The sequence below is a fragment of the Nonomuraea sp. NPDC049750 genome, assembly GCF_040659625.1.
Lineage (GTDB): Bacteria > Actinomycetota > Actinomycetes > Streptosporangiales > Streptosporangiaceae > Nonomuraea.
In genome coordinates, this window is sequence record NZ_JBFANB010000045.1 from 27,581 (window position 1) to 51,781 (window position 24,201).

A 24,201-nucleotide genomic window follows, 5' to 3' on the forward strand; every position below is an offset into this window, starting at 1 on the left:
CGGTGGCGCGGGTGGGGGGTCAGAGGTACAGGCCGGTGGATTCGCCCTCGGTGGGTGCGGGGATCGCGCGGCCCGAGCGGAGCGCGTACAGCTCCGCCAGCGTGGCGCCCGACGGGCCGACGCCCTCGGATGAGCCGAGCCAGCCGACCGCCTCGTTCCTGGTCAGCGGGCCGATCTCGATCTGGGCCAGGCAGCGGCCCGGACGTACGACGGCGGGGTGCAGCCGGGTCAGGTCCTCGTTCGTGGTGATCGCCACCAGCACGTCACGGCCCTGTCCCAGCAGGCCGTCGGTGAGGTTCAGCAGCCGCGACAGCCCCTGGCCCGTCTGGGCCTTGGCGGAGGAGCTGATCAGCTCGTCGCAGTCCTCCAGCACGAGCAGCCGCCACCGCTGCGCCTCCTCGTCGGTGTCGTAGCCGACCGCCACCTCCATCAGGTAGCCCGGCTCGTTGAACAGGCGCTCCGGATCGAGTACGCAGTCCACCTGGCACCAGTCCTGCCACTGCTTGGCCAGCGAGCGCAGCAGCGTGGTCTTGCCCGTGCCCGGCGGGCCGTGCAGCAGGACGAGGCGCCCGCCGATGTCGGCCGGGGTGACCGCCATCAGGCCGTCGAGCGAGTGGCGTACGCGGGCGGAGTAGTTGCCGCTGATCTCATCCCAGGGCGAAGCGGTGATCGGCTTCTCGGAGCGGGTGCCGCCGTGCGCGCCACGCCACCAGAAGCCCATCTCGACGTGGTCGGTGTCGGGCTCCGGCTCCTCGGCGCCCTCGGTGCACTCCTTCAGCACGGAGCGGGCGAGCTCGTCGCTGACCGCTGTGACACTGACGGTCGCGGTGCGGTTGCGGTGCCGGATGACCCGCAGGGTCCAGCCGTCGCCGCAGATCAGGCTCGACACGGAGCCGTCCTGCACCTGCGCGGTGCGTACGGTCCTGCCCTGCTCGGGGCGGAGCGCGGCGTCGGGGCGTACACGTTCCAGGTTGGCCAGGCGGGACCAGGGCTGGACGCCGGTCGCGAACGGCGACAAGGCCAGAGCGTCGATGACGTCGATGGCGGAGTCGGCGTCGTCGATCCAGATGTTCATCGGGAGCTCAGGGGAGTCCGGGCTGGGGAACGGCACCTCCTTAATCACAGACATAACAGTAATGATCCAGGTTCGCGGCCCGGTCTGTCGACGGCATTTGCGCAATTCCAGAGGTATTGCTGGCGCTCCGGGTCTCAGCCCTTGCTCAGATCTCCGGTCTCCTCGACCATGCCGAGCCCTGGTACGTCGCGCCACACGTAGGTGAGCTTGCCGCCGTCGAGCGTGAGCCAGACCGTGCCGGCGATGCAGTCGCCGGTGTCGGGCTGGAGAGAGAAGGTGAGCTTCGTCCCGGCCACCTGCGTCAGGGTGATCTTGCCGGTGCAACTGGCGGCGCTGTTCTTCTCCGTCCATCGGGCGATGGGTTGCCCGGTCTTCAGGTCGATCGTGATGGCGGCGCCCTCGGAGTCGAGCGGGTTCGTGGAGGTGATGCGGCCGGACCACTTGCCGGCGAACGCGCCGGGGATCTTCGGCGAGCCGCTTTGAGGTTTCGTTTCGGTGGTGGTCTTCTCAGTAGCGGTGCTCGTGGGTTCCTGGGCGATGGTGCTCTGGCTTGGTGCTGGAGTCGAGGATGTCTGGGTCGTGGTGAAGGTCGGGGAGCGGTTGATCCACAGGAGGGTGCCGCCCGCCGCCCCCAGGGCGAGCACGGCCGCCACCGCGCCGATCAGCAGGCCACGCGAGCGGTTCCGCTTGGAGACGTCTGTGGTGAGCGCCGCGGCTCCCGGTCCTGTACGTTCCCCAGCGCCGGTATCGGGGGGTCCGGCGGGGACGCCCGGCCGCCCGGCGACCTGGCCCAGAAGTCCCGCGGCACCCGGCCTCCCAGTGGCCTGACCCTGACGTCCCGTGGCGGCGACACCCGACCTATCAGGGACGCCCGGCGCGGGGGCGAGCGGGGTCGATGCGGGGCTGACCAGGGAGACCATCAGGTCGCGGGCCGTGGGCCGGTGCGTGGGGGCCTTCGCCAGGCACGACGCCATCAGCCCCCGCAGCCGGGGCGGCAGCTCCGACAAGTCCGGGTCGGCGTGCAGGACCCGGTGCAGCACCGCGGGCACCGTGTCCGCGCCGAACGGGCTGCGACCCGTCGCCGCGAACACCATCGTCGCCGCCCACGCGAACACGTCCGACGCGGGGGAGGCGGGTGAGCCGGCGATCTGCTCGGGCGACAGGTAGGCGGGCGTCCCGATCAGTCCCGAGGTCAGCGTCGCCGCGCCCTCCGCCCTGGCGATGCCGAAGTCCACCACCCGGGGCCCGTCCGGGCCGAGCAGGACATTGGCCGGCTTGAAGTCGCGGTGCACGATGCCCGCCGCGTGGATGGCGGCCAGGGCCGTGGCCGTGCCGACCACCAGGCGTTCCAGTTCGCCGCCGCGCAGCGGGCCGCGTTCGCGGGCGCGCTCGGCCAGCGACAGCCCCTCCACGAATTCGCTCACCACGTAGGGCCGCGGCCCGTCGATCGAGGCGTCCAGCACGCGCGCCGTACAGAAGGAGGCGATGCTCTCCAGCGCGTCGAGCTCCCGCGCCAGCCGCGCGCGGGTCTCCTCGTCACCGGTGCTGAGCAGCTTGATCGCGACCGCCTCGCCGTCGCGGGAGTGCGCCAGGTAGACGACGCCCTGCCCGCCCCTGCCGAGCCGCCCGGCCAGGCGGTACGCGCCCAGCGACGCCGGGTCGTCCGGGGTCAGGGGGGTCGCCATGGCGGATACGTTACCGCTCGCCATGCATCCGCATAGATAGCCCGGTACCTTGTGTCCTCGATCGAAAGTGTCCTTGATCGAATCACTGCGTACGTGGGGGTTTCTGGGGTGGCGAGGGTGACGTTCCGTGAGCGCGCGCGGTACTGGTTCGACAACACCATGTCGAAGGGCACGGCCTCACTGATCGGCTGGCTGGCCGTGGTGTCGGTCGGGCTCATCGTGGTGGTCGCCGGGCTCACTCTCTGGCTGGCTCCGGAGGAGCCCGAGGGCGTCGGCGGCGCCGGCCACGTGATGTGGATCGCGCTCATGCACGCGCTCACTCCGAGCAAGGTCGCCAGCGACAAGGGGTCGGTCGCCTATATGGCGGTGATGTTCGCCGGGTCGCTCGGCGGCATCTTCGTCGTCAGCATGCTCGTCGGCCTGCTGTCCAACGGCCTCAAGCAGAAGGTCGACCGGCTGCGCAGGGGCCGCTCCCGCATCGTCGAGTCCGGGCACACGGTGGTGCTCGGTTGGTCGGACCAGGTGTTCACGATCGTCGCCGAGCTGGCCAAGGCGCATGCCAGCCAGCCGGGCTCGGTCATCGCCGTACTGGCCGAACGCGACAAGCTGGCCATGGAGGAGGACATCCGCGAGAACATCGGCGACCTGGGCAGGACCCGCCTGGTCTGCCGCACGGGACGGCCCACCGAGTCGCGTGACCTCAACCTGATGAACCTGGCCGCCGCCAGGTCCGTCGTCGTGCTCTCACCCGACGGCGAGGACCCCGACGCGCACGTCATCAAGATCCTGCTCGCCCTGGCCAAGCGCCAGGGCACCCGCCCGCCGGTGGTCGCCGCCATCGCCGCCAGCCGCAACATCGCCGCGGCGCGCCTGGCCGGTGGCAAGGACGTGCACCTGGTCGACTCCGACGACACCGCCGCCCGGCTCATCGTCCAGTCCTCGCGGCAGTCGGGCATGTCCGTCGTCTGCATGGACCTGCTGAACTTCGACGGCGGCGAGATCTACCTGCGCGCCGGGACGGAGCTGGCGGGCAGCACGTACGGCGACGCGCTGCACGCCTACGAGACGGCCACGGTCATCGGCCTGCGCCGGCCCACCGGAGTCATCCTGAACCCGCCCATGGACACCGTCATCGAGGCTGCCGACCAGATCATCGTCATAGCCCACGACGACTCCGCCATCCGGCTCGCCACCGGCGAGGCCGCCTTTGACGAGAACGCGATCGCCGTCGCCGGCGGCTCCCCGCTCGAACCCGCGCGCACGCTCCTGCTCAACTGGAACGGCCGGGCCGACGAGATCGTCCACTACCTCGACGCCTACGTCGCCCCCGGCTCGGTCCTGGAGATCGCCGCCGACCATCCCAAGGCCGGGACCGGCCTGGCGGACCTGGTCAACCTCACCGTGAACGTCAAGGAATGCGACACCACGGACCGGTACGCGCTCGAATCCCTCGGCGTCGGCCTCTTCCAGCACGTCATCGTCCTGTCGGACGACCGCTTCAAGCCGCACCACGCCGACACCCGCACGCTCATGACGCTGCTGCAACTGCGCGACATGCAGAGCGCGATGGGCGAGCACTACTCGATCGTCAGCGAGATGCACGACGAGAACAACCGCGCGCTCGCGGAGGTGACCGAGGCCGACGACATCGTGATCAGCGACACGGTGATCGGCCTCCTGCTGGCCCAGCTGGCGGAGAACCGGCACCTGGCGGACGTGTTCGGCTACCTGTTCGACTCGCGCGGCTCGGAGATCTACCCGCGCCCCGCCGGCTCGTACGTGGCCTCGGGGACGCAGGTCACCTTTTCGACGGTCATCGAGGCGGCACGCCGCAGAGGTGAGACGGCCATCGGCTATCGCGACAGCTCGGCGCTCAACGTCCCGCCGCACTACGGCATCGTCCTCAACCCACCGAAGTCCCAGCCCATCGTGCTGAACCGGCAGGACGCGGTGATCGTCCTGGCCGAACGCTGAACCCCTGGTGACGGCGCGGACTTGCCCGGAAGGCTACGGTTTGGGCGTGAGGACGATTGACTGGGTAGACGGCGCGGTCGAGCTGGTGGATCAGACGCGCCTGCCGGACGAGTGCGTCATGGTGCGGATCGAGACCGTCGCGGACCTGATCGACGCCATCCGGCGGCTGGCCGTACGCGGGGCGCCCGCGCTCGGTGTGGCCGGGGCGCTCGGCGTCGTGCTGGCGGCCGGCGACCAGGACGCCATAGCCAGGCTGCGCGCGGCCCGGCCCACCGCCGTGAACCTCGCCTGGGGCGTCGACCAGGCCGCCACGCACCTGCCCAAGGGGCCGCAGGCCGTGCTCAAGGCCGCGCTGCGCATCCGCGACGACGACATCGCCGCGTGCGAGGCGATGGGCCGGCGCGGTGCCGACCTGCTCGAAGGCGACCGGCTGCGCATCATGACCGTGTGCAACACCGGCGGTCTGGCGGCCGTCGAACGGGGCACCGCGCTCGGCGTCGTCCAGACGCTGCACGAGCGCGGCCGGCTGGCCGAGGTGCTCGCCCTGGAGACCCGTCCGCTGCTGCAGGGGGCCCGGCTCACCACCTGGGAGCTCGGCAGGATGGGCGCGCCGCACCGGCTCGTCGCCGACTCCGCCGGGCCGTACCTGCTGGCCAAGGGGGACATCGACGCGGTGCTCATCGGCGCCGACCGCATCGCCGCCAACGGCGACACCGCCAACAAGATCGGCTCGTACGCACTGGCGCTCGGCGCGGAACGGGCCGGGGTGCCGTTCATCGTCGTCGCGCCCGAGACCACCATCGACCAGGCCACCCCCTCGGGCCGGCAGATCGAGATCGAGGATCGAGGCGCAGACGAGATCGTCTCCATCAGGGGCATGCGGGTGGCGCCCGAGGGCACGCGCGCGCTGAACCCGGCGTTCGACGTGACCCCGCACGATCTCATCACCGCGATAGTCACCGACAAAAGGGTGATCAGACCCTAAGAACCCTGAAAATTCCAGATCTACCCACCTTTCCGCGCACTCCGGGCTACGCTCAGTGGTCACATTCCCCTACCCCCGGAGACACAAGGTGGCCATCGACCTCGTGTTACGGCGTGACTGGCACGCCCGTGCGCCGCACGGTGACTACACACAGCTCGACTCCACCAAAGGAGTGAAGGTCCACTACACGGGCGGCCGGGTCGAGCCGGGCATCGTCGCCGACCACGCGGGCTGCGTGTCGCTGGTGCAGTCGATTCAGGGCTTCCACATGGACGGCAACGGCTGGATCGACATCGGCTACTCGTTCGTGGCGTGCCCGCATCGGAAGGTGTTCGAGGGGCGAGGGCTGCACCACTTACCGGCGGCCAATGGGGCCGGGCTCAACTCGGGCCATTACGCCGTGCTCGGCCTGGTCGGCAACGCCGGGCTGGTGGAGCCGCCCGACGGCCTGCTCAACGGCATCCTGGACGCGGTCGAGTACGTCCGGGAACGCGGCAAGGCGGGCAAGGAGATCAAGGGACACCGGGACGGCTACTCGACCGACTGCCCCGGCGAGCCCCTCTACGCGTGGGTCAAGCGCGGCGCGCCCCGGCCGGGTGACGGCGGCGGCGGTGGGCCCGAGCTGCCGACGGCGCCGCCGTTCCCCGGGCGGCTGCTCAAGTACCCGCCCGTGACGCAGGGCGAGGACGTGCGTACGTGGCAGCAGCAGATGAAGGTACGCGGCTGGGAGATCGACGTCGACGGCGCCTACGGCAGCGCCTCGCGCGACGTGTGCCGTCGTTTCCAGCGCAGCGTGAGCATCGACGACGACGGCATCGTCGGTCCGACCACCTGGCGGCTGAGCTGGGAGGCACCGCTGCCCTGACGGTGGGGTCGGTCAGGGGCGAACCCGGGGTTCCTCGCCTAACAGGGCAACGCCTACTATCCGAACATGCATCTGGTAGCGGGTTTTCCCCCCACCAATCGGGATGACTGGCGGGCGCTGGCGCTTGAGGTCCTGCGTAAGACGGGTGTCGAAGCCGGGTCGCCCGAAGAGGCGCTGTCCAGCATCACGTACGACGGGGTGACGCTCGCGCCGCTCTACGACGCCGCCGATCTCCCCAAGACCCTGAGGAAGGGCGCCCCCGGAGCGCGCGCCGGGTGGGATGTGCGGCAGCGGCACGCCGTGGCCGACGCCGAGGCCGTACTGGCCGATCTGGAGCACGGCGTCACCTCGCTCTGGCTGGTCCTGGGTGCCGGCGCGATCCCGGTCGCTCACCTCGCCGACCTGCTGCGGGAGGTCCTTCTGGATCTCGCGCCGATCGTCCTGGAGGCCGGGCCCGAGGTGCGGGAGGCCGCCGAGACCCTGTTCGGGCTGGCGGCGGAGCGCGGCGTCTCGCCGACGGGCAACCTGGGCGCCTCGATCGCTACGGCCGGCCGGGAGACGACGGCCGAGCTGGCGGCGCGGTGCGTGGAAGGCTACCCCGGGATGCGGGCCGTCCTGCTGGACGCCACGCCGTACCACGACGCGGGCGGGAGCGACGCCGACGAGCTCGGCTGCTCGATCGCGCTGGGCGTCGAGCACCTGCGCGCGCTGACCGGTGCGGGGCTCACCGTCGAGCAGGCGTTCGGGCAGCTGGAGTTCCGTTACGCCGTCACCGACGACCAGTTCGCCGCCATCGCCAAGCTGCGGGCCGCCCGTACGCTCTGGGCGCGGGTGGCCCAGGTATGCGGGGCGGCGGACGGCGGGCAGCGGCAGCACGCGGTGACGAGTTCCGCCATGATGACCGCCCGCGACCCCTGGGTGAACCTGCTCCGCACCACCATCGCCTGCTTCGCCGCCGGGGTGGGAGGCGCGGACGCGGTGACCGTGCAGCCGTTCGACGCGTGCCTGGGGGTGCCGGACGCGTTCGCCCGGCGGATGGCGCGCAACACGCAGGCGCTGCTGCTGGAGGAGGCCGGGGCGGGCCGGGTGGCCGACCCGGCGGCCGGCTCCTGGTACGTCGAGCGCCGGACCGCCGACCTGGCCGACCGCGCCTGGGCCTGGTTCCAGGAGATCGAGGCCGCCGGGGGGATCATGGCGGCCTCCGGCCTGGTCGCCGAGCGGATCGCGGCGACCAGGGAACGCCGCGCCGACGACATCGCCCACCGGCGCTTCCCGATCACCGGCGTGAGCGAGTTCCCCCACCTCGACGAGAAACCGGTCCGCCGGAGCCCCGTTGACGGAGGCGCGCTCGCGGGGGAGAGCGCCGGGGATGAGGGCGCGGTCGCGAGGGAGAGTTCTGGGAATGGGGGCGCGCTCCCGGATGAGGGGTTGCCGCGGATCCGGTACGCGCGGGAGTTCGAGGAGCTGCGGGATCTCGCTGACGCGCAGCCGGAGCGGCCCGTGGTGTTCCTGGCCACCTTCGGGCCCGTCGCCGCCCACACGGCTCGTGCCGCGTTCGCCGCGAACCTGTTCCAGGCGGGCGGCCTGGCCATCCAGACCGCCGGGCCGGGGACCGACCCCGACCAGATCGCCACCGCCTTCGCCGTCAGCGGCAGCGACGTGGCCTGCCTGTGCTCCAGCGACAAGATGTACGGCCTGCACGCCGAGGCGGTCGCCGCCGCGCTGAGACGGGCGGGCGCGAGAAAGATCTGGCTGGCGGGGAAGGGGAGCTACGAAGGCGTCGACGACTGCCTCTACGCCGGGTGCGACGCGCTCGCCGTGCTCCGCACGACCTTCGACGACCTGGAGGTGACGCGATGATCCCGGACTTCTCGGCCATCCCACTGACCGACCCGACCCCCACCAAGCCCGCTGCGGATGCGGCCGAGCCCGCCCAGCCCGCCGCAGGTGCCGCCCAGGCCGCCCAGGCCGCCCGGCCAACCGAGGTCGCTCAGCCCGCCCACCCCGCCGGGGACACCGAGGCAGCCCAGCCGAGTCCCGATGCGGCCGAGGTCTGGGAGACGCCCGAGGGGATCGCGGTCAAGCCGGTCTACACGGCCGACGACCTCGACGGGCTCGACTTCCTGCGGACCTATCCCGGCGCCGCGCCGTACCTGCGCGGGCCCTATCCGACCATGTACGTCAACCAGCCCTGGACGATCCGCCAGTACGCGGGCTTCTCCACTGCCGAGGACTCCAACGCCTTCTACCGCCGCAACCTGGCCGCCGGGCAGAAGGGCCTGTCGGTGGCGTTCGACCTGGCCACGCACCGGGGCTACGACTCAGACCATCCGCGGGTGGCCGGTGACGTGGGCATGGCGGGGGTGGCGATCGACTCGATCTATGACATGCGGCAGCTGTTCGACGGGATCCCGCTCGACCGGATGTCGGTGTCGATGACCATGAACGGCGCGGTCCTGCCCGTACTGGCCCTCTACATCGTGGCGGCCGAGGAGCAGGGGGTGGCGCCCGAGCAGCTGGCCGGGACCATCCAGAACGACATCCTCAAAGAGTTCATGGTCCGCAACACCTACATTTATCCCCCAGGCCCATCAATGCGCATAATTTCGGATATTTTCGCGTTTACCAGTGAAAAGATGCCGAAGTTTAATTCCATCAGCATCTCCGGCTACCACATCCAGGAGGCCGGGGCCACCTGCGACCTCGAACTCGCCTACACCCTGGCCGACGGGGTCGAATACCTGCGGGCAGGTGTCGCCGCCGGGATGGACGTCGACAGGTTCGCGCCCAGGTTGTCGTTCTTCTGGTGCATCGGCATGAACTTCTTCATGGAGGTCGCCAAGCTCCGGGCCGCTCGCCTCCTGTGGGCGAACCTCGTTTCCGGATTTAACGCGAAAAATCCGAAATCTCTGAGCCTCCGTACCCACTCCCAGACCTCCGGCTGGTCCCTCACCGCACAAGACCCGTTCAACAACGTCGCCCGTACGTGCGTCGAGGCCATGGCCGCCACCCAGGGCCACACCCAGTCCCTGCACACCAACGCCCTCGACGAGGCGCTCGCGCTGCCCACCGACTTCTCCGCCCGGATCGCCCGCAACACCCAGCTCCTCCTCCAGCAGGAGTCGGGCACCACCAAGGTGATCGACCCGTGGGGCGGCTCGTACTACGTCGAACGCCTCACCCACGATCTCGCCGAACGCGCCTGGGCCCACATCCAGGAGGTCGAGGCCGCCGGCGGCATGGCCCGCGCCATCGAGGCCGGGCTGCCCAAGCTCCGCATCGAGGAGGCCGCGGCCCGCGCCCAGGCCCGCATCGACTCGGGCCGCCAGCCCGTGATCGGCGTCAACAAGTACCGTACCGACGCCGACGAGCCGATCGAGGTGCTCAAGGTCGACAACAGCGCCGTGCGGGCGCAGCAGCTCGACAAGCTGCGCAGGCTGCGGGCCGAACGCGACGGCGGCGCAGTGGCCCGCGCGCTCGACGCCCTGACGAAGGCCGCCGGCGAGCCCGCCCCCGGCCTCGAGCACAACCTGCTGAAACTGGCGGTCGACGCCGCCCGCGCCAAGGCGACCGTGGGCGAGATCTCCGACGCGCTGGAGCGGGTCTTCGGGCGCCACGCGGAGCAGGTCCGTACCATCTCCGGCGTGTATCGCGACGAGGCGGGCCCGGCCGCCAACATCGAGCGGGTACGCCGGGCGAGCGCCGACTTCGAGCGCGCCGAGGGCCGTCGCCCGCGCATCCTGGTGGCCAAGATGGGCCAGGACGGACACGACCGCGGCCAGAAGGTGATCGCCACCGCGTTCGCCGACCTGGGGTTCGACGTGGACGTCGGCCCGCTGTTCCAGACGCCGGAGGAGGTGGCGCGGCAGGCCGTCGAGGCGGACGTGCACATCGTCGGGGTGTCCTCGCTGGCGGCCGGGCACCTGACCCTAGTGCCCGCGCTCAGGCAGGCACTGGCGGCGCTGGGCGCGGACGACGTGATGATCGTGGTCGGCGGTGTCGTCCCGCCGGGCGACTTCGACGAACTGCGCGCGGCCGGCGCCTCGGCGATCTTCCCGCCCGGTACGGTGATCGCCGACGCCGCCCTGGACCTGCTGGTGGAGCTCGCGTCCCGCCTGGGGCACTGACCCGGCCTCAGTCCAGCCTGTTCATCGCGCACATGTTCACGGTGATGACGCTCTGGCGGCTGCCCCCGCTGACCACGTTGAAGGCGACCCGGTGCCTGCCCTGCGTCTTGAACGACCCGGCCGGCAGGTAGACCTTGTACGGTGTTTCGGCGGGGGTGCGGCCCAGGTTCTGGCCGTCGACGAGCCAGCGGTAGGTGAAGGCGTGGCCTTTGGGGCCGTCGATGACGGCGTACACGTTGAGGTCGCTACGCCAGCAGCCGCCCAGGTCGATGCCTTCCGGCCGCAGGGTCACCGATCGAACCCCGCCGCTCGCGGCCGTCGCCTCGGTGGTGGCGTTGGTGGCGGGTTCGGTCGCGGTGGTGCTGGGCTTCGCGCTCGGTTCGGTGGCGGGTTTGGTGGTCTTCGTGTCGTGTGTGGGCCGCTTGCGGCCGGGTGAGGGCGTCGCGGACTGCTTGCCCTTGGCTCCGGTGGTCTTGGTGGGGGAAGCGCCGGTAGGGGAGGGGCTGGTGGTGGGCGTCACGGTGCGTTTCCGGCCGGTCCGTGACCCGCATGCCCACCCCCGCTCTGCCCGGGGGCTGTCGCGTGAGCCGCTGCCAGAGGGTTCGCCGTGCCGCCGAGGAGTCGCAGCAGGACGTCCTGCATGGTGGGGCGGCGGGACGGGCCCTTGGACAGGCAGGCGTACACGATCGGCCGCAGCCCGTCCGGCAGGTCGCCGAGCTGGGGTTCGTTGTTGAGGATGCGGTTGATGACGGCCGGCAGCGCGTCGTTTCCGAACGGCGGCACCCCCGAGGCCGCGTACACGATCACCGACGCCCACGCGAACACGTCCGCCGCGGCCCTGACGGCGGTCCCGGACAACTGCTCGGGCGCCATGTACGCCGGGGTGCCGACGATGCCGCTGGTGACCGTGAGCGCGGAGCCGGCGGCGCGGGCGATGCCGAAGTCGATGACCCGGGGACCGCCGGGACCGAGCAGGACGTTGGCCGGTTTGAAGTCCCGGTGCACGACGCCCGCACGGTGGATGGCGGCCAGCGCCGTGGCCGTGGCGACCGCCAGGCGTTGCAGGCCCGCGCCGGTGTGCCGACCGGCCTGCTGGAGCGAGGGGCCTTCGACGTACTCGGTCACGATGTACGGCCGGGCGCCCAGCGAGGCGTCCAGCACCCGCGCGATGCAGAACGGTTCCACCCGCCGCGCCGCCGCGACCTCCTTGGCGAAGCGGTCGTCGCCGACCAGCCCGTCCAGCAGCACCTTGACCGCGACCGGCCCGCCGTTCGGCGCCTGCGCCAGGTAGACCACGCCCTGGCCGCCCTCGCCCAGCCGCCCGACCAGCCGGTACGGGCCGACAGCGCCGGGATCCTCCGGCAGGAGCGGTTCCGCGGCCATCGTCAGTTCGTCTCACCCGGGCACAGCGTGACGGAGACGCTCCGCTGCCTGGCCACGGGCGAGGTGATCCGCAGGGTCGCGAGGTGGGTGCTCCCGCTGCCGTTGATGTTGCGGGGCGAGGTCAGATACAGCTCGCCGTCCTGCGGGATGGTGGCCGTCGACCGCGACACCGTCCTGCCGTCGATGACCCAGGCGAAGCTGAAGTTCAGCGGATCGCCCTGACGCTGGACCAGCCCCCTGAGCGTCACCTGGCCACCGGAGTAGCACCCGTTGTCGAGCGCGCCGCCGGCGCGGACGTACCGGACCTTGAGCTGCCCGCCCGCGACGGACGTGGCCGTCGGGTCCGCGTTGGGGGTGCCGTTCTGGCTCGCGGGGTCCGGGGTCGGCTGGGACGTGCGGGTCTTCTTCGGACGGGGTGTACGCGTGGGGGAGGTGGCCGACGAGGTCGGCGTGGAGACGCCGGACAGGTTCTTGGTCTTCGGCTGCGGTGTCGAAGGGGTCAGCCACACGATCGCCGCGCCCAGCGCCAGCACCGAGATGCCGGAGGCGCCCGCGATGGCTACGGTCTTCACACGCCGCCGCCGGGGCCGCGCCTTGCCGTCGCCCCCGGCCGCCTGCGGGCTCACCTGAGTGGCGGCCTGCTCGGGTGCGGCACCATATCCGCCCTGGTCCGGCGCGGGATCGTAGCCAGGTTGCTCCGGCGGTGCCGGAGGTCGGGACTGTCCGCCGAGCAGGTGCAGCAGAACGTCCTGCATGGACGGCCGACGGGCCGGATCCTTGGCCAGGCAGCTCAGCACCACCGACCGCAGCGGCTCCGGCAGCTCACCCACCTGCGGTTCGCTGTGCACGATGCGATTGATCACCGCGGGCAGCGAGTCGTCGCCGAACGGCGGCACCCCCGACGCCGCGTACACGATCACCGACGCCCACGCGAACACGTCCGCCTGAGCCCCCACCACCTGCCCCGCCAGCTGCTCCGGCGCCATGTAGGCGGGCGTGCCGACGATGCTGCTGGTCGAGGTCACCCCCGAGACCAGTGCGCGGGCGATGCCGAAGTCGATGACGCGGGGGCCGTCCCGCCCGAGCAGGACGTTCGACGGCGTGAAGTCGCGATGCACGACGCCCGCCTGGTGGATGGCGGCCAGCGCGGTCGCCGTCGCGACCGCGAGCCGTTGCAGCCGCGCCCCGCTGTGCAGGCCCGCGTGCTGGAGGGATGGGCCGTCCACGTACTCGGTCACGATGTACGGCCGGCCAGAGGTCGACGCGTCGAGCACCTGCGCGATGCAGAACGGCTCCACCCGCCGCGCCGCGGCGATCTCCTTGGCGAAGCGGTCGTCGCCCGCGATGTCCTCGCGGAGTACCTTGATCGCGACCGGTGCCCCGTTGCGCGCCTGGCCGAGGTAGACCACGCCCTGACCGCCCGCGCCCAGCCGTCCGACGAGCCGATAACGCCCCACCGCCGCCGGGTCGCCCGCTCGTAGGGGTTCGACATTGGGCATAAGCGGAGTGACTCCTGTGACAGCTGAGAATAGACGTCCAGCACCCTAGCGCCAAAAGTCAGGATCTGTCGGAAGTTAAGCTGACCAAGCCTGAGAAAGGGGGGGCGAGTGCGCTCGCTGGAGGACTATGCCCGTGGGGTGCGCGAAGGCTCGCGTACCTGGATCGCCCGCGCCATCACGCTCGTGGAGTCGACCAGGGCGGACCACATCGCGCTCGCCCAGCGGCTGCTGGTCGAGCTCACCCCGCTGTCCGGCGGGGCCACGCGGGTGGGCGTCTCGGGGGTGCCCGGCGTGGGCAAGTCCACCTTCATCGACGCCCTCGGCACCATGCTGACCGGCCAGGGCCACAAGGTCGCCGTACTGGCCGTGGACCCCTCCTCCACCAGGACCGGCGGGAGCATCCTGGGCGACAAGACCCGTATGGCCCGCCTGTCGATGGACCCCGCCGCCTTCATCCGGCCCTCGCCCACCTCGGGCACCCTGGGCGGCGTGGCCAAGGCGACCAGGGAGGCCATGGTCGTGGTGGAGGCGGGCGGGTTCGACGTGGTGCTCGTCGAGACCGTGGGCGTCGGTCAGTCGGAGACGGCGGTGGCCGACATGGTCGACACGTTCCTGCTGCTCAGCCTGGCGCGTACCGGGGACCAGCTGCAGGGCATCAAGAAGGGCGTGCTCGAACTGGCCGACGTCATCGCGGTCAACAAGGCGGACGGCGAGCACGAGCCCGCGGCGCGCAAGGCGGCGCGGGAGCTCGCGGGGGCGCTGCGCATGCTGCGTTCCGACAGCGTGCCGCCGCCGGTCCTCACCTGCAGCGGCCTCACGGGCGCGGGGCTCGACGAGCTGTGGCGCAAAGTGCTGGCCCACCAGAAGTCGCTGGACCTGGCCGCCAAGCGCCGCCGCCAGCAGGTGCAGTGGACGTGGACGCTGGTGCGCGACCGGCTGGTGGCCGAGCTCCGGGACGCGCCGGAGGTGGCGGCGATCGCGGCGGAGGTCGAGCGGGACGTCCTCGCGGGCACCCTCACCCCGGCCCTCGCGGCCGACCGTCTCCTGTCCGCTTTCGAGCGCCCGCGCCGGTGATCGGCATAGGTGAGTGGGTCTCGGGTTGAGATTCCTCCTCCGCTGGGTGGTATATCCCATCCGCTTCTACGCCCCGTAATCAGTCAGTGACGTGATTCATGTCACTATTGCCCCCATCGAGGCTCGGAGGGGCATATGGGTGCGGAGTCGGGGCTGCCGGAGTCGGTCACAGAGGCATTGGCGGAGTACGGGCGGCTGCTCGGCGAGCACGGCATCACCTGGGGCGAGCCGGAGATCCACTACGTCAAGCTCTTCGCCAGGCGCAGGGTCCTGCCTCCCGCCCAGATGGACCGGTTCTGGCGGCTGGCCTACGGCCGCCTCGCCGAGCGTCACCCCGGTGAGACCCAGGACCTGCTCGCCACCCGTCTGGCGGAGCTGGACTTCGACGAGCTCCTGCGCGACGCGCTCGACGGCGAACTGCCCGCCCACCTGGCCGCCCTGCGCCTGACGTCCGGCGGCGCCGTACTGGACTGCACGCCACGCGCGCTGCTGGACCGCGTACCGCACACCGTGCCGGACCCCGCGACGGGCCCGCAGCGGAACGGCACGGCTGGTACACAGCCGGACCCCGCGACGGGCGCGCAGCGGAACCCCACGGCTGGTGCGCAGCCGGACCCCGCGACAGGCGGGCCGCCGGACCGTGCGGATCGCACCGGACCGCCGCGGTTCGCGATGCTGGTCGACTCGCGGCGCGACGTCGCCAGCATCGTCGTCGTGGACGGCGCCGAACGGGTCGTCGCGCCGAGAGGCGCCTGGCTGGTCGAGATCGACGGCGACAGCACGGTCACCGTCGACGGAGCACCCGTGCCGATCGACGGGCTGACCAGGACGGCCCCGGCGGCCACGTTACGGCTGAGCGCCGGGTTCCCCTGCCGGTGGAGTGTCGCCGGCGCCGACGGACAGGGCTGGTTCCCCGAGGCGACCCCGCACCGCCACGACTTCCACGGCCGCCCGTACTTCCACGGCGACGACCTCGTCCTGCGCGTCCCGGCCGAGCCGCTGACGGTCACGGTGACCAGGGGCATGGAGTACGGCACGGCCACCGCGGAGATCACCCCGGAGCCGGGCGAGGGGCACCTGGTACGGCTGGCCCCGCGCAGGATCTACGACGCCGCGGCCCTCGGCTGGTACGGCGGCGACATGCACGTACACCTCAACTGGGCCGGTGACGTGGTCGGCCTGCCGGCCGACGCGGCGGCGGCGCAGCACGGCGAGGACCTGCACGTGCTCAACCTGGTGGCCGGCAACGTGTCGGGCAGCCGCGTCTACGACCGGGCGGCGCTCGACCACTGGAGCGGCGCCGACCTGCCCTGGTCTGATGGAACCCACCTGGCCAGGATGGGCGCCGAATACCGCAACGACCTGCTCGGCCATGTCTACGCCTTCGCGCCACGGGCGGCGCCGGAGCGCTTCCACGCCGGGTTCGACGGGGACGCCGACTGGCCGCCCAACGCCGAGGGTCTGCGCGAGCTGCGCGGCCTGGGGGCGCTCGTCGGCTACAGTCACCCGTTCCACCAGCCGATCGGCGACTGCGACTCGCCCAAGTCCATCGTCTGGCCCGCGCCGCGCAACTGCGCCGCCAGGGAGCTGGTCGCCGACGCCGCGCTCGGGCTCGTCGACAGCCTCGACGTGCTGACCCACTCCTCGATCACGGCGAGCGCGGCGGTGTATCGGCGGCTGATCGGGGCGGGCAACCGGCTGGCCGTCACGGCGGGCACCGACTCCATGATCTCCTTCACCCGGGCCGGCAACCAGTCGAACCCGCTGGGCTGGGCCCGCGTCTACGCCCAGGTGGAGGGCGCGCTGACCGCCGCGTCGTTCGCCGAGGCGGTACGGGCCGGCCGTACGTTCGCCACCACCGGGCCCTGGCTGGAGCTCTCGGTCGACGGGTACGGGCCGGGCGACACGATCGACACGTGCCGCGGCGACCGGCTGACGGTCACCGCCACCGCCATCGGCCCGGAGGTCACGGCGGTCCGCGTCCGCACGGCGGAGGGCGTCCGCGCCGGGGCGGAGCGCCTGCCGGCCGGCGAGCGGTGGGGTGGCGAGGTACGCGGCCTGGAGCCCGCGACCAGCCCCGGCGACTGGTTCGAGGCCGGTGGGCGCCCGCCCACGGTCCACTGGCGCGGCGAGGAGGAGGTGCTGAGCGTGACGGTCGAGCTGGAGACCGACCGCCCCACGTACGTGGTCGCCGAGGCCCTGTGCGACCCGCACCCGCGCACGCTCAACCACACCGGCTACGCCCTGACCAGCCCCGTGTACGTAGACGTCGACGGCAGACCGGTGGCCACGCCAGCCGACGTGCGGTGGTGCCTCGACTGGCTCGAACTGCTGGAAGATCTCATCAAGCAGCACGCCAGGCTGGCCGCCCGCGACCAGCTCGTCGACCACCTGGCCGTGCTGCGACAGGCCAGAGCGGTTTACCAGTCGCGTTTACGCTGAGGTCGATGGACATCGAGACGCTGCTCCGCGACCACCCCGACTGGCTCGGCCACCTCGAATCCGGCGGTCCCGCCAAGATCGCCTTCCCCGACGACCTCGCGGACGAGCTGGTCAGGCTCGCCGTGCCGCACGAGGACATCGGCGCCGTCCTGGCCACGCTGCCGGAGCCGGGCGGCCCGCTGTGGTGGCTGGCCGAACGGTGTGTCGGCGCGCTGGTGTCGGCCATGGGCAGCCTCGACCCGCCCCCTGCCTTTCCCGCCCTGCCCGAGCTGGGCCCGTACTTCTTCGTGCACGTGTACGTCGCCGCCCTGCCGTACACCAGGCGGTATCACCGCGGACACGGCGTCCCAGAGGAGGTCTCCCGGGCCACGCTCGCCGACCTGGGCCGCAACATGGCCGCGCACCGCAAGCGGCACGGCACCGGTGGCCTGCACCACCCCAGGTGGTTCATGCGGCACGCCCGCGGCATCCTGTACGAGCTGGGCAGGCTGCAGTTCGAGCGGGTCAGGATGGGCACCAGGACCGGCGAGGGCGTCGCGGCGGCGGGGCTGCCCGCCGGGCCGGGGGATCCGGCGCTGGGCGTGCACATCCCCGACTTCAAGGGCCCCCTCACGCCCGCCGCCTGCGACGCGTCGTTCGAGGGGGCCAGGCAGTTCTTCCCGCGCTGTTTCCCGGAGGAACGCTTCCTCGTCGCGACGTGCCATTCGTGGCTGCTCGACGACCAGCTCGCCGTTTACCTGCCCGCGAGCTCCAACATCGTCGCCTTCCAGCGCCGCTTCCACCTGCTGCACCGGGGCGACCCCAGTGCCGTGCTCGACTTCGTCTTCGGGTCCAAGGCCGCGGCCGAGTGGCCCCGCCGGACGCGGCTGGAGCGGGCCATCGCCGACCACCTCGCCGCGGGCGGCGAATGGTACGGCCGGGCGGGCTGGCTCAGGCTCTGACCAGGGCGATACGCGGATGATGACCGCATGTGTTAAATTTTGGCCATGCGGTCAGAAAATGAACCGAGCGGCCAGAAGGCGCGTTCGTTCATCGAAGAGGCGCGGCGGGCCCAGATCGTCGCGTCCGCGATCGAGGTGATCGCCGAGTCCGGGTTCGCCGGGGCGTCGCTGGCCCGGATCGCCCAGCACGCCGGCATCAGCAAAGGCGTCATCTCCTATCACTTCGCCGGCAAGGACGAGTTGATGGAGGAGGTCGTCAACCAGGTCTACAGCGCGATCGACGAGCACGTACGGGCCCGGATGGAGGGGCAGGAATCGGCCACGGACCTGCTCAGGACGTACATCCTGGCCATCGCCTCGCACATGAAGGAGCACCGGACGCAACTCAGAGCGCTCGGCCAGATCTACTACAACCTGCGCACCGCCGACGGCCAGCCGCGCTACGGCTTCAAGGCCAACGAGGAGACCTACGCGGCGCTGGAGCGGATCTACCGTGCCGGCCAGGCCGCCGGGGAGTTCAGGACGTTCGACGTGCGCGTGATGGCCGTCACGATGTCGTCGGCCATCGACAACATGTTCGGCTACTGGGTGACCTATCCCGACCACGACCTCGATGCACACGCCAGAGAGCTGGCCGACCTATTCGAGAGGGCTGTCAAATAATGAAGACCGAGCCGAGGACTGCCACGCGGCTCTTCGCCATCGACAACCTGCGCATCGTGCTGACCGCGCTGGTCGTCATCCACCATGTCGCGGTCACCTACGGAAACATCCCGCTCTGGTTCTACACCGAGCCCGCCAAGGACCCCTCGGGGGTCGCGCTGGACATCCTCGTGGTGTTCGACCAGGCGTTCTTCATGGGCTTCTTCTTCCTGATCTCCGGCTTCTTCACGCCCGGCTCCTACGACCGCAAGGGCGGACGGTCGTTCCTGCGGGACCGCCTGATTCGGCTGGGCATCCCGCTGCTGGTCTTCCTGCTCGTGCTGCGGCCGCTGGTGACGATCGGCTCCTACCGGTCCGACTACGCCTCGTTGCCGTACTGGCAGTACTACATCGGGTCGTGGGACCCGGGACCGATGTGGTTCGTCGAGGTGCTGATCGTGTTCGCCGCCCTCTACGCGCTGTGGCGGCGCTTCAGCGCGCCGGTCGAGACGCCGTTCGGGGCGGAGCACTCGGTGTTGCGGCCGCGCTGGATCGTGCTGTTCACCGTCGGCCTGTCGGTGGCCACCACGCTGTGGCGTATCCCGGTGCCCGTCGGCTCCTATGTGCCGGTGCTGGGGCTGCCGACGCCGTACTTCCTGCCGCAGTACGCGGCCATGTTCGTGGTCGGGCTCATCGCCTTCAGACGCGGCTGGTTCATGACCCTGCCCGCCAAGGCGGGGCCGCTCGGGTTCGGCATCGCGGCCCTGGTGAGCGCCGTGCTGCTGCCGCTCTCGCAGGTCACCACGGGCACGCTGTCGACCGCCGTGACCGCCACCTGGGAGTCGGCCTTCGCGGTCAGCGTGATCATCGGGCTCACCGTGGTCTTCAGGGAGCGCTTCAACCACCAGGGGCCGCGCGGCAAGTGGCTGTCGGCCCAGGCGTTCACCGTATACATCATCCACCCGCTGGTCCTGGTCGCGATCGGCTACGCGCTGAGCGGGCTGCACGCGATCGCGATCGTCAAGTTCGCCATCGCGGCCGTCATCGCGCTGCCGGTCTGCTGGGGGCTGGCCTACCTCGTACGGTCGCTGCCGGGCGCCAAACGGGTGCTGTGATGTCTGAAGATCACGCGTAGAACGAGTCGAGCGTGTCGCCGTAGCGCTCCTCGACGGCCTTGCGCTTGACCTTCAGGCTCGGCGTGAGCTCGCCCGTCTCCACCGTGAAGTCCGCCGCCAGGATCGCGAACTTCTTGACCGTCGCGTAGCTGGCCTGATCGGCGTTGACCTGCTTGACCGCGCTCTCGACCTCCGCGCGCATGCGCGGATGCTCGCGCAGCCGCTCGGGGTCGAGGGGCAGTCCCTCGGCCTCGGCCCAGGGCTTGACGACCTCCATGTCGAGCGTCACCAGCGCCGTGACGTAGTTGCGCCGGTCGCCGTGGACGAAGACGTGCGACAGGTACGGGCAGGTGGCCTTGATGCGGCCCTCCAGGTAGGTGGGGGCCACGTACTTGCCGCCCGAGGTCTTGATCAGCTCCTTCTTGCGATCGGTGATGATCAGCCGCCCGGCCTGGTCGAGCTCGCCGATGTCGCCGGTGTGCAGCCAGCCGTCCGACAGCGTCTCGGCCGTCTCCTCCGGCAGGTTGTGATAGCCGCGCATGATGCCGCACCCGCCGATGAGGATCTCCCCGTCCTCGGCGATCCGCACCCTGGTGCCGGGGAGCGGCGGCCCGACCGTGCCGTACTTCACCGAGTCCGGCCGGTTGAGGAAGCTGCCCGCCGACGACTCGGTCAGCCCGTAGCCTTCGAGGATCGTCAGGCCCGCCGCGTCGAAGAACTCGGCGATGTCCTGGTTGAGCGGCGCCGAGCCGGAGATGAAGTAGCGGATCCGGCCGCCGAACCGCTCCCGCAGCTTGGCGAACACCAGCCGGTCGGCCAGCCCGTACTCCAGGCGGACGCTGAGCGGGATCGCGGCGCCGCGCTGGCGCGCCTTGCTGACCCGGATGCCCGTTTTCCTGGCCCAGGCGAAGATGCGCGCCTTGACGCCGCCCTCGCGCGCCACCGTGGACGCCACGGTGTTGTGGATCTTCTCGAAGATGCGCGGCGCGGCGGCCATGATGGTCGGCTTGAGCGTGCCGAGGTTGTCGGCGATGCGGTCGAGACGGCCGTCGATCGCGGTGGCCACGCCGATGTCGATCATCACCACCTCCAGCAGCTTGCCGAACGAGTGCGACAGCGGCAGCCAGAGGAAGTGCAGGTCGTCTTCGGAGATCAGCTCGATCTTGCGGACCGCGTCGGCCGCGTACAGCCAGTTGTCGTGGGTCAGCTCCACCCCCTTGGGGCGGCCGGTGGTGCCGGAGGTGTAGATGAGCGTGGCCAGATCGTGCTCACCGATGGCGTCGACCATCGCGTCATAGTCGCCGTGGCCGGCGCCGCGCGTGCTCAGCGAGTCGAGCGTGACCACCCAGCCGTCGTCGGCGGGCGCGCCGTCGATGACGATCACCTGGGTGACGTCCGGCAGCTCCTTCTGTACGGACCTCAGCTTGGCCACCTGGTCGTCGTTCTCGGCGACGACGATCGTGCTGCCGGAGTCGGTGATGACGAAGGCCGACTCGGCGGCGGTGTTGGACGGGTAGATCGTGGTGGTCGCGGCCCCGGTGGACAGCACGGCCAGGTCGGTGAGCACCCATTCGAGCCGGGTGGAGCAGAGGATCGACACGCGGGTGCCCGGACCGGCGCCCAGGGCGGCCAGGCCGAGCGTGAGCCCGCGTACGCGTTCGCCGACCTCCCGCCAGGACAGTGAGGTCCAGCCGTCGTCCGACGGCACCAGATAGGCGGCCGCGTCGGGGGTGGCCGAGATCCGGTCGCGCAGCAGGGCGGGGATGCTGGACATGCCTGGCCTCCTGGTGGGGACGTTGCTGCCGACTCTAGGTGCCGTCCCCCATGCCAGTCGATGCCTGATCGTCAGACGTGCTGCCGTACGCCGCCGCGCGGGCGGGCGGTGCCGACCAGGCGCGCGGTCCGCACCTCCCACGCGCCGCAGGCGCAGCGCAGGTAGGACACGACGCCCTCGGAGGTCATGTGGGAGGAGACGACGGCGAGAGCCAGCGGATCGTGGAGGTCTCTGGAATGCATGACTCCAGACTGATGTAATGGTCTTATGCATTTCAATGCTTACGGAGGCAATGGCGCCGCCCTGGCGGCCGCCCTGGTCAACGGCACCGACTTCCGGCCGGAGGCGGTCGAGGCGATGCTCGCCGAGCACGCCATGCTCCGCCCGCAGGTCACGCCCGAGCAGGCGGCCGAACTGGCGGAGTGGCGGCACCGCCTCGCCCCGCTCTTCGGCGAGCAGGACCAGGACACCCAGATCAAGCTGATCAACGACCTGCTCGACATCACGGCGTCCAAGCCCTATGTGAGCGCGCACGACGGCCGCGAGCCGCACCTGCACTTCTTCTCCGTCGACGCCGACATCGTCAGCAGGGCGAAGGACACCACCGCGGGCGGGCTGGCCATGGCCATCTCCTTCTCCGACGGGCGCCGGCTCGGCCGGTGCGACAGGCCGGGGTGCGAGACGGTCTACGTCGACACCTCGCGCAACGGTCGGCGCCGGTTCTGCTCGCTGGCCTGCGCCAACCGGGTGAACGTGGCGGCCCATCGGGCCAGGGGCCTTGCCGGATAAATGCGTTGCCGGATGATTTCCGGCCGGGTACAGTCCTCTGCGACGTATCGCCGAGCCCTGGGGGCAGTTGACGTGAGGGTCTGAGGTCGCGGGCACCGCACCTGGCCGATTCCTTCGGCGTACGATCCTTTGTCGCATCCAGCTGTCGTCATCAGGCGTCGTATTCAGCGGTGTTCCCGCCAAGTCACGAAATTTCGATCTTTGTGACGGGAGCCACCTCATGTCATTCTCCATCGTCGTCGACGGCGTGTCCTTCGCCTGGTCCGACGGCACCCCTGTGCTCGACGGCCTCGACGCCGCCTTCCCGGCCGGGCGCACCGGCCTGATCGGGGCCAACGGCTCCGGCAAGTCCACCCTGCTCAGGATCATCGCCGGCGAGCTGACCCCCTCTGCCGGATCCGTCTCGGTCATGGGAGAGGTGGGCTACCTGCCGCAGAGCCTCTCCCTGAACGCCGCCCGTACCGTCTCCGACCTGCTCGGCATCAGCGCGGCCCGGACGGCGCTGCACGCCATCGAGGCCGGTGACGTCGCCGAGGAGCACTTCACGGCCGTCGGCGACGGCTGGGACGTGGAGGAGCGCGCGCGGGCCGAGCTGGACCCACTCGGCCTCGGCCACGTGGAGCTCGACCGTACCGTCGCCACGTTGTCGGGCGGCGAGACCGTCATGGTCGCGCTGGCCGCCCAGTTCCTCAAGCGGCCCGACGTCCTGCTGCTCGACGAGCCCACCAACAACCTCGACCTCGACGCGCGGCGGCGCCTCTACGCCGCGGTCGCCGCGTGGCCGGGGGTGATGGTGGTCGTCAGCCACGACCGGGCGCTGCTAGAGCTCGTCGACCGCATCGCCGACCTGCGCGAAGGCACCGTCCGCCGCTACGGCGGCAACCTGAGCGCGTACGAGGAGATCCTCGCCGCCGAGCAGGAGGCTGCGGAACGCGGCGTCCGGGTCGCCGAGGCCGATGTGAAGCGGCAGCAGCGCGAGCTGGTCGAGGCCGGCACCAAGCTCGACCGGCGTCAGCGCTACGGCGCGAAGATGTACGCCAGCAAGCGCGAACCGAAGATCATCATGCAGGCGCGCAAGCGCCAGGCCCAGGTGTCGGCGGGCAAGCACCGCAACATGCATGCCGAGAAGCTGGAGGAGGCCCGTGACCGGCTGACCGAGGCCGAGCAGGCGGTCCGCGACGACGCGGAGATCCGCATCAAGCTACCGGGCACCGTGGTGCCCGCCGGTCGGGTCGTCCTGGAACTCCCGCTGTCCCGTACGACGCGTGAGTCCGATCAGGCGCTGAAGCAGCTGGTCGTGCGCGGACCCGAGCGGATCGCGCTGCTCGGCCCCAACGGGTCCGGCAAGACCACCCTGCTGCGGCGCATCACCGAACACGGGGCGAACGTCCCGGTCCGCTACCTGGCCCAGCGGCTCGACCTGCTCGACGACTCGCTGAGCGTGCTCGACAACGTCCGCGCGCTGGCGCCGGCCGCGCCGGTGAACGAGGTACGCGCCCGCCTGGCGCGGTTCCTGTTCCGGGGAGATCGGGTGGCGCGGCCGGTGGGCACGCTGTCGGGCGGCGAGCGGTTCCGCGCGACCCTGGCGGCGTTGCTGTCGGCGGAGCCGCCGCCGCAGCTGCTCCTGCTCGACGAGCCGACCAACAATCTCGACATGCCCAGCGTCCGCCAGCTGGCGCAGGCGCTCGCCGCCTACCGGGGGGCGCTGATCGTGGCCAGCCACGATCTGCCCTTCCTGGAGATGCTCGGTTTGACCAGGTGGCTGCGGCAGGACCGCGAGGAGGGACTGACCGAATCGTAATTGACGGGTGGGGATCAATCCGGCGATAGT

19 protein-coding genes are annotated in these 24,201 nt (G+C 71.1%); 12 read left to right on the top strand and 7 right to left on the bottom strand.

Going from position 1 to position 24,201, the window contains the following annotated elements; genetic code table 11:
• Positions 1-19 precede the first annotated feature (19 nt).
• Together AB0J16_RS54720 and AB0J16_RS54725 are read right to left on the bottom strand one after the other, a co-directional pair.
• On the bottom strand, positions 20-1,129 hold the full coding sequence (locus AB0J16_RS54720) for a DUF5925 domain-containing protein (protein WP_358555748.1): 1,110 nt from the start codon (positions 1,127-1,129) through the stop codon (positions 20-22).
• Positions 1,130-1,209: 80 nt separating this feature from the next.
• Positions 1,210-2,760 carry a serine/threonine-protein kinase gene (locus tag AB0J16_RS54725; RefSeq protein WP_358555751.1) on the bottom strand — a complete coding sequence of 517 codons (1,551 nt, stop codon included), beginning with the start codon at positions 2,758-2,760 and terminating at the stop codon, positions 1,210-1,212.
• A 117-nt stretch (positions 2,761-2,877) separates the two neighbouring features.
• On the opposite strand from AB0J16_RS54725, the gene AB0J16_RS54730 reads away from it, so the two are divergent.
• The 5 genes from AB0J16_RS54730 (at position 2,878) to scpA (ending at position 10,711) form a co-directional block, all read left to right on the top strand.
• Complete coding sequence (locus AB0J16_RS54730) at positions 2,878-4,734, top strand: potassium transporter TrkA (protein WP_358555754.1); 1,857 nt, start codon at positions 2,878-2,880, stop codon at positions 4,732-4,734.
• 46 nt (positions 4,735-4,780) lie between these two features.
• The gene (mtnA, locus tag AB0J16_RS54735) at positions 4,781-5,719 is read left to right on the top strand and encodes an S-methyl-5-thioribose-1-phosphate isomerase (RefSeq protein WP_358180721.1); all 939 of its coding nucleotides are present in this window, start codon (positions 4,781-4,783) and stop codon (positions 5,717-5,719) included.
• A gap of 88 nt (positions 5,720-5,807) precedes the next feature.
• Entirely contained in the window at positions 5,808-6,584 is a 777-nt protein-coding gene (locus tag AB0J16_RS54740) for an N-acetylmuramoyl-L-alanine amidase (RefSeq protein ID WP_358555757.1), read from the top strand.
• A gap of 66 nt (positions 6,585-6,650) precedes the next feature.
• Positions 6,651-8,444: a methylmalonyl-CoA mutase subunit beta gene (locus AB0J16_RS54745; protein WP_358555760.1), complete on the top strand. Its 1,794-nt coding sequence runs from the start codon at positions 6,651-6,653 to the stop codon at positions 8,442-8,444.
• Positions 8,441-10,711: a methylmalonyl-CoA mutase gene (scpA, locus tag AB0J16_RS54750; RefSeq protein WP_358555763.1), complete on the top strand. Its 2,271-nt coding sequence runs from the start codon at positions 8,441-8,443 to the stop codon at positions 10,709-10,711. The genes AB0J16_RS54745 and scpA overlap by 4 nt, the downstream gene beginning before the upstream one ends.
• Positions 10,712-10,718: 7 nt before the next feature.
• Here scpA and AB0J16_RS54755 read toward each other — a convergent pair whose 3' ends face one another.
• From AB0J16_RS54755 to AB0J16_RS54765, 3 genes are read right to left on the bottom strand one after another with little or no spacing between them, the layout of a single operon-like run.
• On the bottom strand, positions 10,719-11,231 hold the full coding sequence (locus AB0J16_RS54755) for a hypothetical protein (protein ID WP_358555766.1): 513 nt from the start codon (positions 11,229-11,231) through the stop codon (positions 10,719-10,721).
• Complete coding sequence (locus AB0J16_RS54760) at positions 11,228-12,094, bottom strand: serine/threonine-protein kinase (RefSeq protein ID WP_358555769.1); 867 nt, start codon at positions 12,092-12,094, stop codon at positions 11,228-11,230. The genes AB0J16_RS54755 and AB0J16_RS54760 overlap by 4 nt, the downstream gene beginning before the upstream one ends.
• Before the next feature lie 2 nt (positions 12,095-12,096).
• Positions 12,097-13,593 (bottom strand): protein kinase, encoded by a 1,497-nt coding sequence (locus AB0J16_RS54765; protein WP_358555771.1) that lies wholly within the window; start codon positions 13,591-13,593, stop codon positions 12,097-12,099.
• A gap of 108 nt (positions 13,594-13,701) precedes the next feature.
• On the opposite strand from AB0J16_RS54765, the gene meaB reads away from it, so the two are divergent.
• The 5 genes from meaB (at position 13,702) to AB0J16_RS54790 (ending at position 19,807) form a co-directional block, all read left to right on the top strand.
• Complete coding sequence (meaB, locus tag AB0J16_RS54770) at positions 13,702-14,667, top strand: methylmalonyl Co-A mutase-associated GTPase MeaB (protein ID WP_358555774.1); 966 nt, start codon at positions 13,702-13,704, stop codon at positions 14,665-14,667.
• Positions 14,668-14,802: 135 nt separating this feature from the next.
• Positions 14,803-17,109, top strand: coding sequence for a CehA/McbA family metallohydrolase (locus AB0J16_RS54775; protein WP_358555777.1), 2,307 nt, complete (start codon positions 14,803-14,805; stop codon positions 17,107-17,109).
• Positions 17,110-17,114: 5 nt separating this feature from the next.
• Complete coding sequence (locus AB0J16_RS54780) at positions 17,115-18,050, top strand: acyltransferase domain-containing protein (RefSeq protein ID WP_358555780.1); 936 nt, start codon at positions 17,115-17,117, stop codon at positions 18,048-18,050.
• A 45-nt stretch (positions 18,051-18,095) separates the two neighbouring features.
• The gene (locus tag AB0J16_RS54785) at positions 18,096-18,713 is read left to right on the top strand and encodes a TetR family transcriptional regulator (RefSeq protein WP_358555783.1); all 618 of its coding nucleotides are present in this window, start codon (positions 18,096-18,098) and stop codon (positions 18,711-18,713) included.
• Complete coding sequence (locus AB0J16_RS54790; protein ID WP_358555786.1) at positions 18,713-19,807, top strand: acyltransferase family protein; 1,095 nt, start codon at positions 18,713-18,715, stop codon at positions 19,805-19,807. Before AB0J16_RS54785 ends, AB0J16_RS54790 begins: the two co-directional genes overlap by 1 nt.
• A 10-nt stretch (positions 19,808-19,817) precedes the next feature.
• Here the strand turns inward: AB0J16_RS54790 and AB0J16_RS54795 are convergent, their stop codons facing one another.
• Positions 19,818-21,581, bottom strand: coding sequence for a long-chain fatty acid--CoA ligase (locus AB0J16_RS54795; protein WP_358555789.1), 1,764 nt, complete (start codon positions 21,579-21,581; stop codon positions 19,818-19,820).
• 71 nt (positions 21,582-21,652) lie between these two features.
• Positions 21,653-21,823: a hypothetical protein gene (locus AB0J16_RS54800; RefSeq protein WP_357946078.1), complete on the bottom strand. Its 171-nt coding sequence runs from the start codon at positions 21,821-21,823 to the stop codon at positions 21,653-21,655.
• Positions 21,824-21,848: 25 nt separating this feature from the next.
• Here AB0J16_RS54800 and AB0J16_RS54805 point away from each other — a divergent pair, with 25 nt between their 5' ends.
• On the top strand, positions 21,849-22,370 hold the full coding sequence (locus tag AB0J16_RS54805) for a CGNR zinc finger domain-containing protein (RefSeq protein WP_357946081.1): 522 nt from the start codon (positions 21,849-21,851) through the stop codon (positions 22,368-22,370).
• 220 nt (positions 22,371-22,590) lie between these two features.
• Positions 22,591-24,171, top strand: coding sequence for an ABC-F family ATP-binding cassette domain-containing protein (locus tag AB0J16_RS54810; protein WP_358555792.1), 1,581 nt, complete (start codon positions 22,591-22,593; stop codon positions 24,169-24,171).
• Positions 24,172-24,201 lie beyond the last annotated feature (30 nt).

Coding starts and splice junctions, on each gene's coding strand:
- AB0J16_RS54720 (WP_358555748.1), bottom strand. CDS start 1,129: ATGTCTGTGATTAAGGAGGTGCCGTTCCCCAGCCCGGACTCCCCTGAG.
- AB0J16_RS54725 (WP_358555751.1), bottom strand. CDS start 2,760: ATGGCGACCCCCCTGACCCCGGACGACCCGGCGTCGCTGGGCGCGTAC.
- AB0J16_RS54745 (WP_358555760.1), top strand. CDS start 6,651: ATGCATCTGGTAGCGGGTTTTCCCCCCACCAATCGGGATGACTGGCGG.
- scpA (WP_358555763.1), top strand. CDS start 8,441: ATGATCCCGGACTTCTCGGCCATCCCACTGACCGACCCGACCCCCACC.
- AB0J16_RS54760 (WP_358555769.1), bottom strand. CDS start 12,094: ATGGCCGCGGAACCGCTCCTGCCGGAGGATCCCGGCGCTGTCGGCCCG.
- AB0J16_RS54765 (WP_358555771.1), bottom strand. CDS start 13,593: ATGCCCAATGTCGAACCCCTACGAGCGGGCGACCCGGCGGCGGTGGGG.
- AB0J16_RS54775 (WP_358555777.1), top strand. CDS start 14,803: ATGGGTGCGGAGTCGGGGCTGCCGGAGTCGGTCACAGAGGCATTGGCG.
- AB0J16_RS54780 (WP_358555780.1), top strand. CDS start 17,115: ATGGACATCGAGACGCTGCTCCGCGACCACCCCGACTGGCTCGGCCAC.
- AB0J16_RS54785 (WP_358555783.1), top strand. CDS start 18,096: ATGCGGTCAGAAAATGAACCGAGCGGCCAGAAGGCGCGTTCGTTCATC.
- AB0J16_RS54790 (WP_358555786.1), top strand. CDS start 18,713: ATGAAGACCGAGCCGAGGACTGCCACGCGGCTCTTCGCCATCGACAAC.
- AB0J16_RS54795 (WP_358555789.1), bottom strand. CDS start 21,581: ATGTCCAGCATCCCCGCCCTGCTGCGCGACCGGATCTCGGCCACCCCC.
- AB0J16_RS54800 (WP_357946078.1), bottom strand. CDS start 21,823: ATGCATTCCAGAGACCTCCACGATCCGCTGGCTCTCGCCGTCGTCTCC.
- AB0J16_RS54805 (WP_357946081.1), top strand. CDS start 21,849: ATGCATTTCAATGCTTACGGAGGCAATGGCGCCGCCCTGGCGGCCGCC.
- AB0J16_RS54810 (WP_358555792.1), top strand. CDS start 22,591: ATGTCATTCTCCATCGTCGTCGACGGCGTGTCCTTCGCCTGGTCCGAC.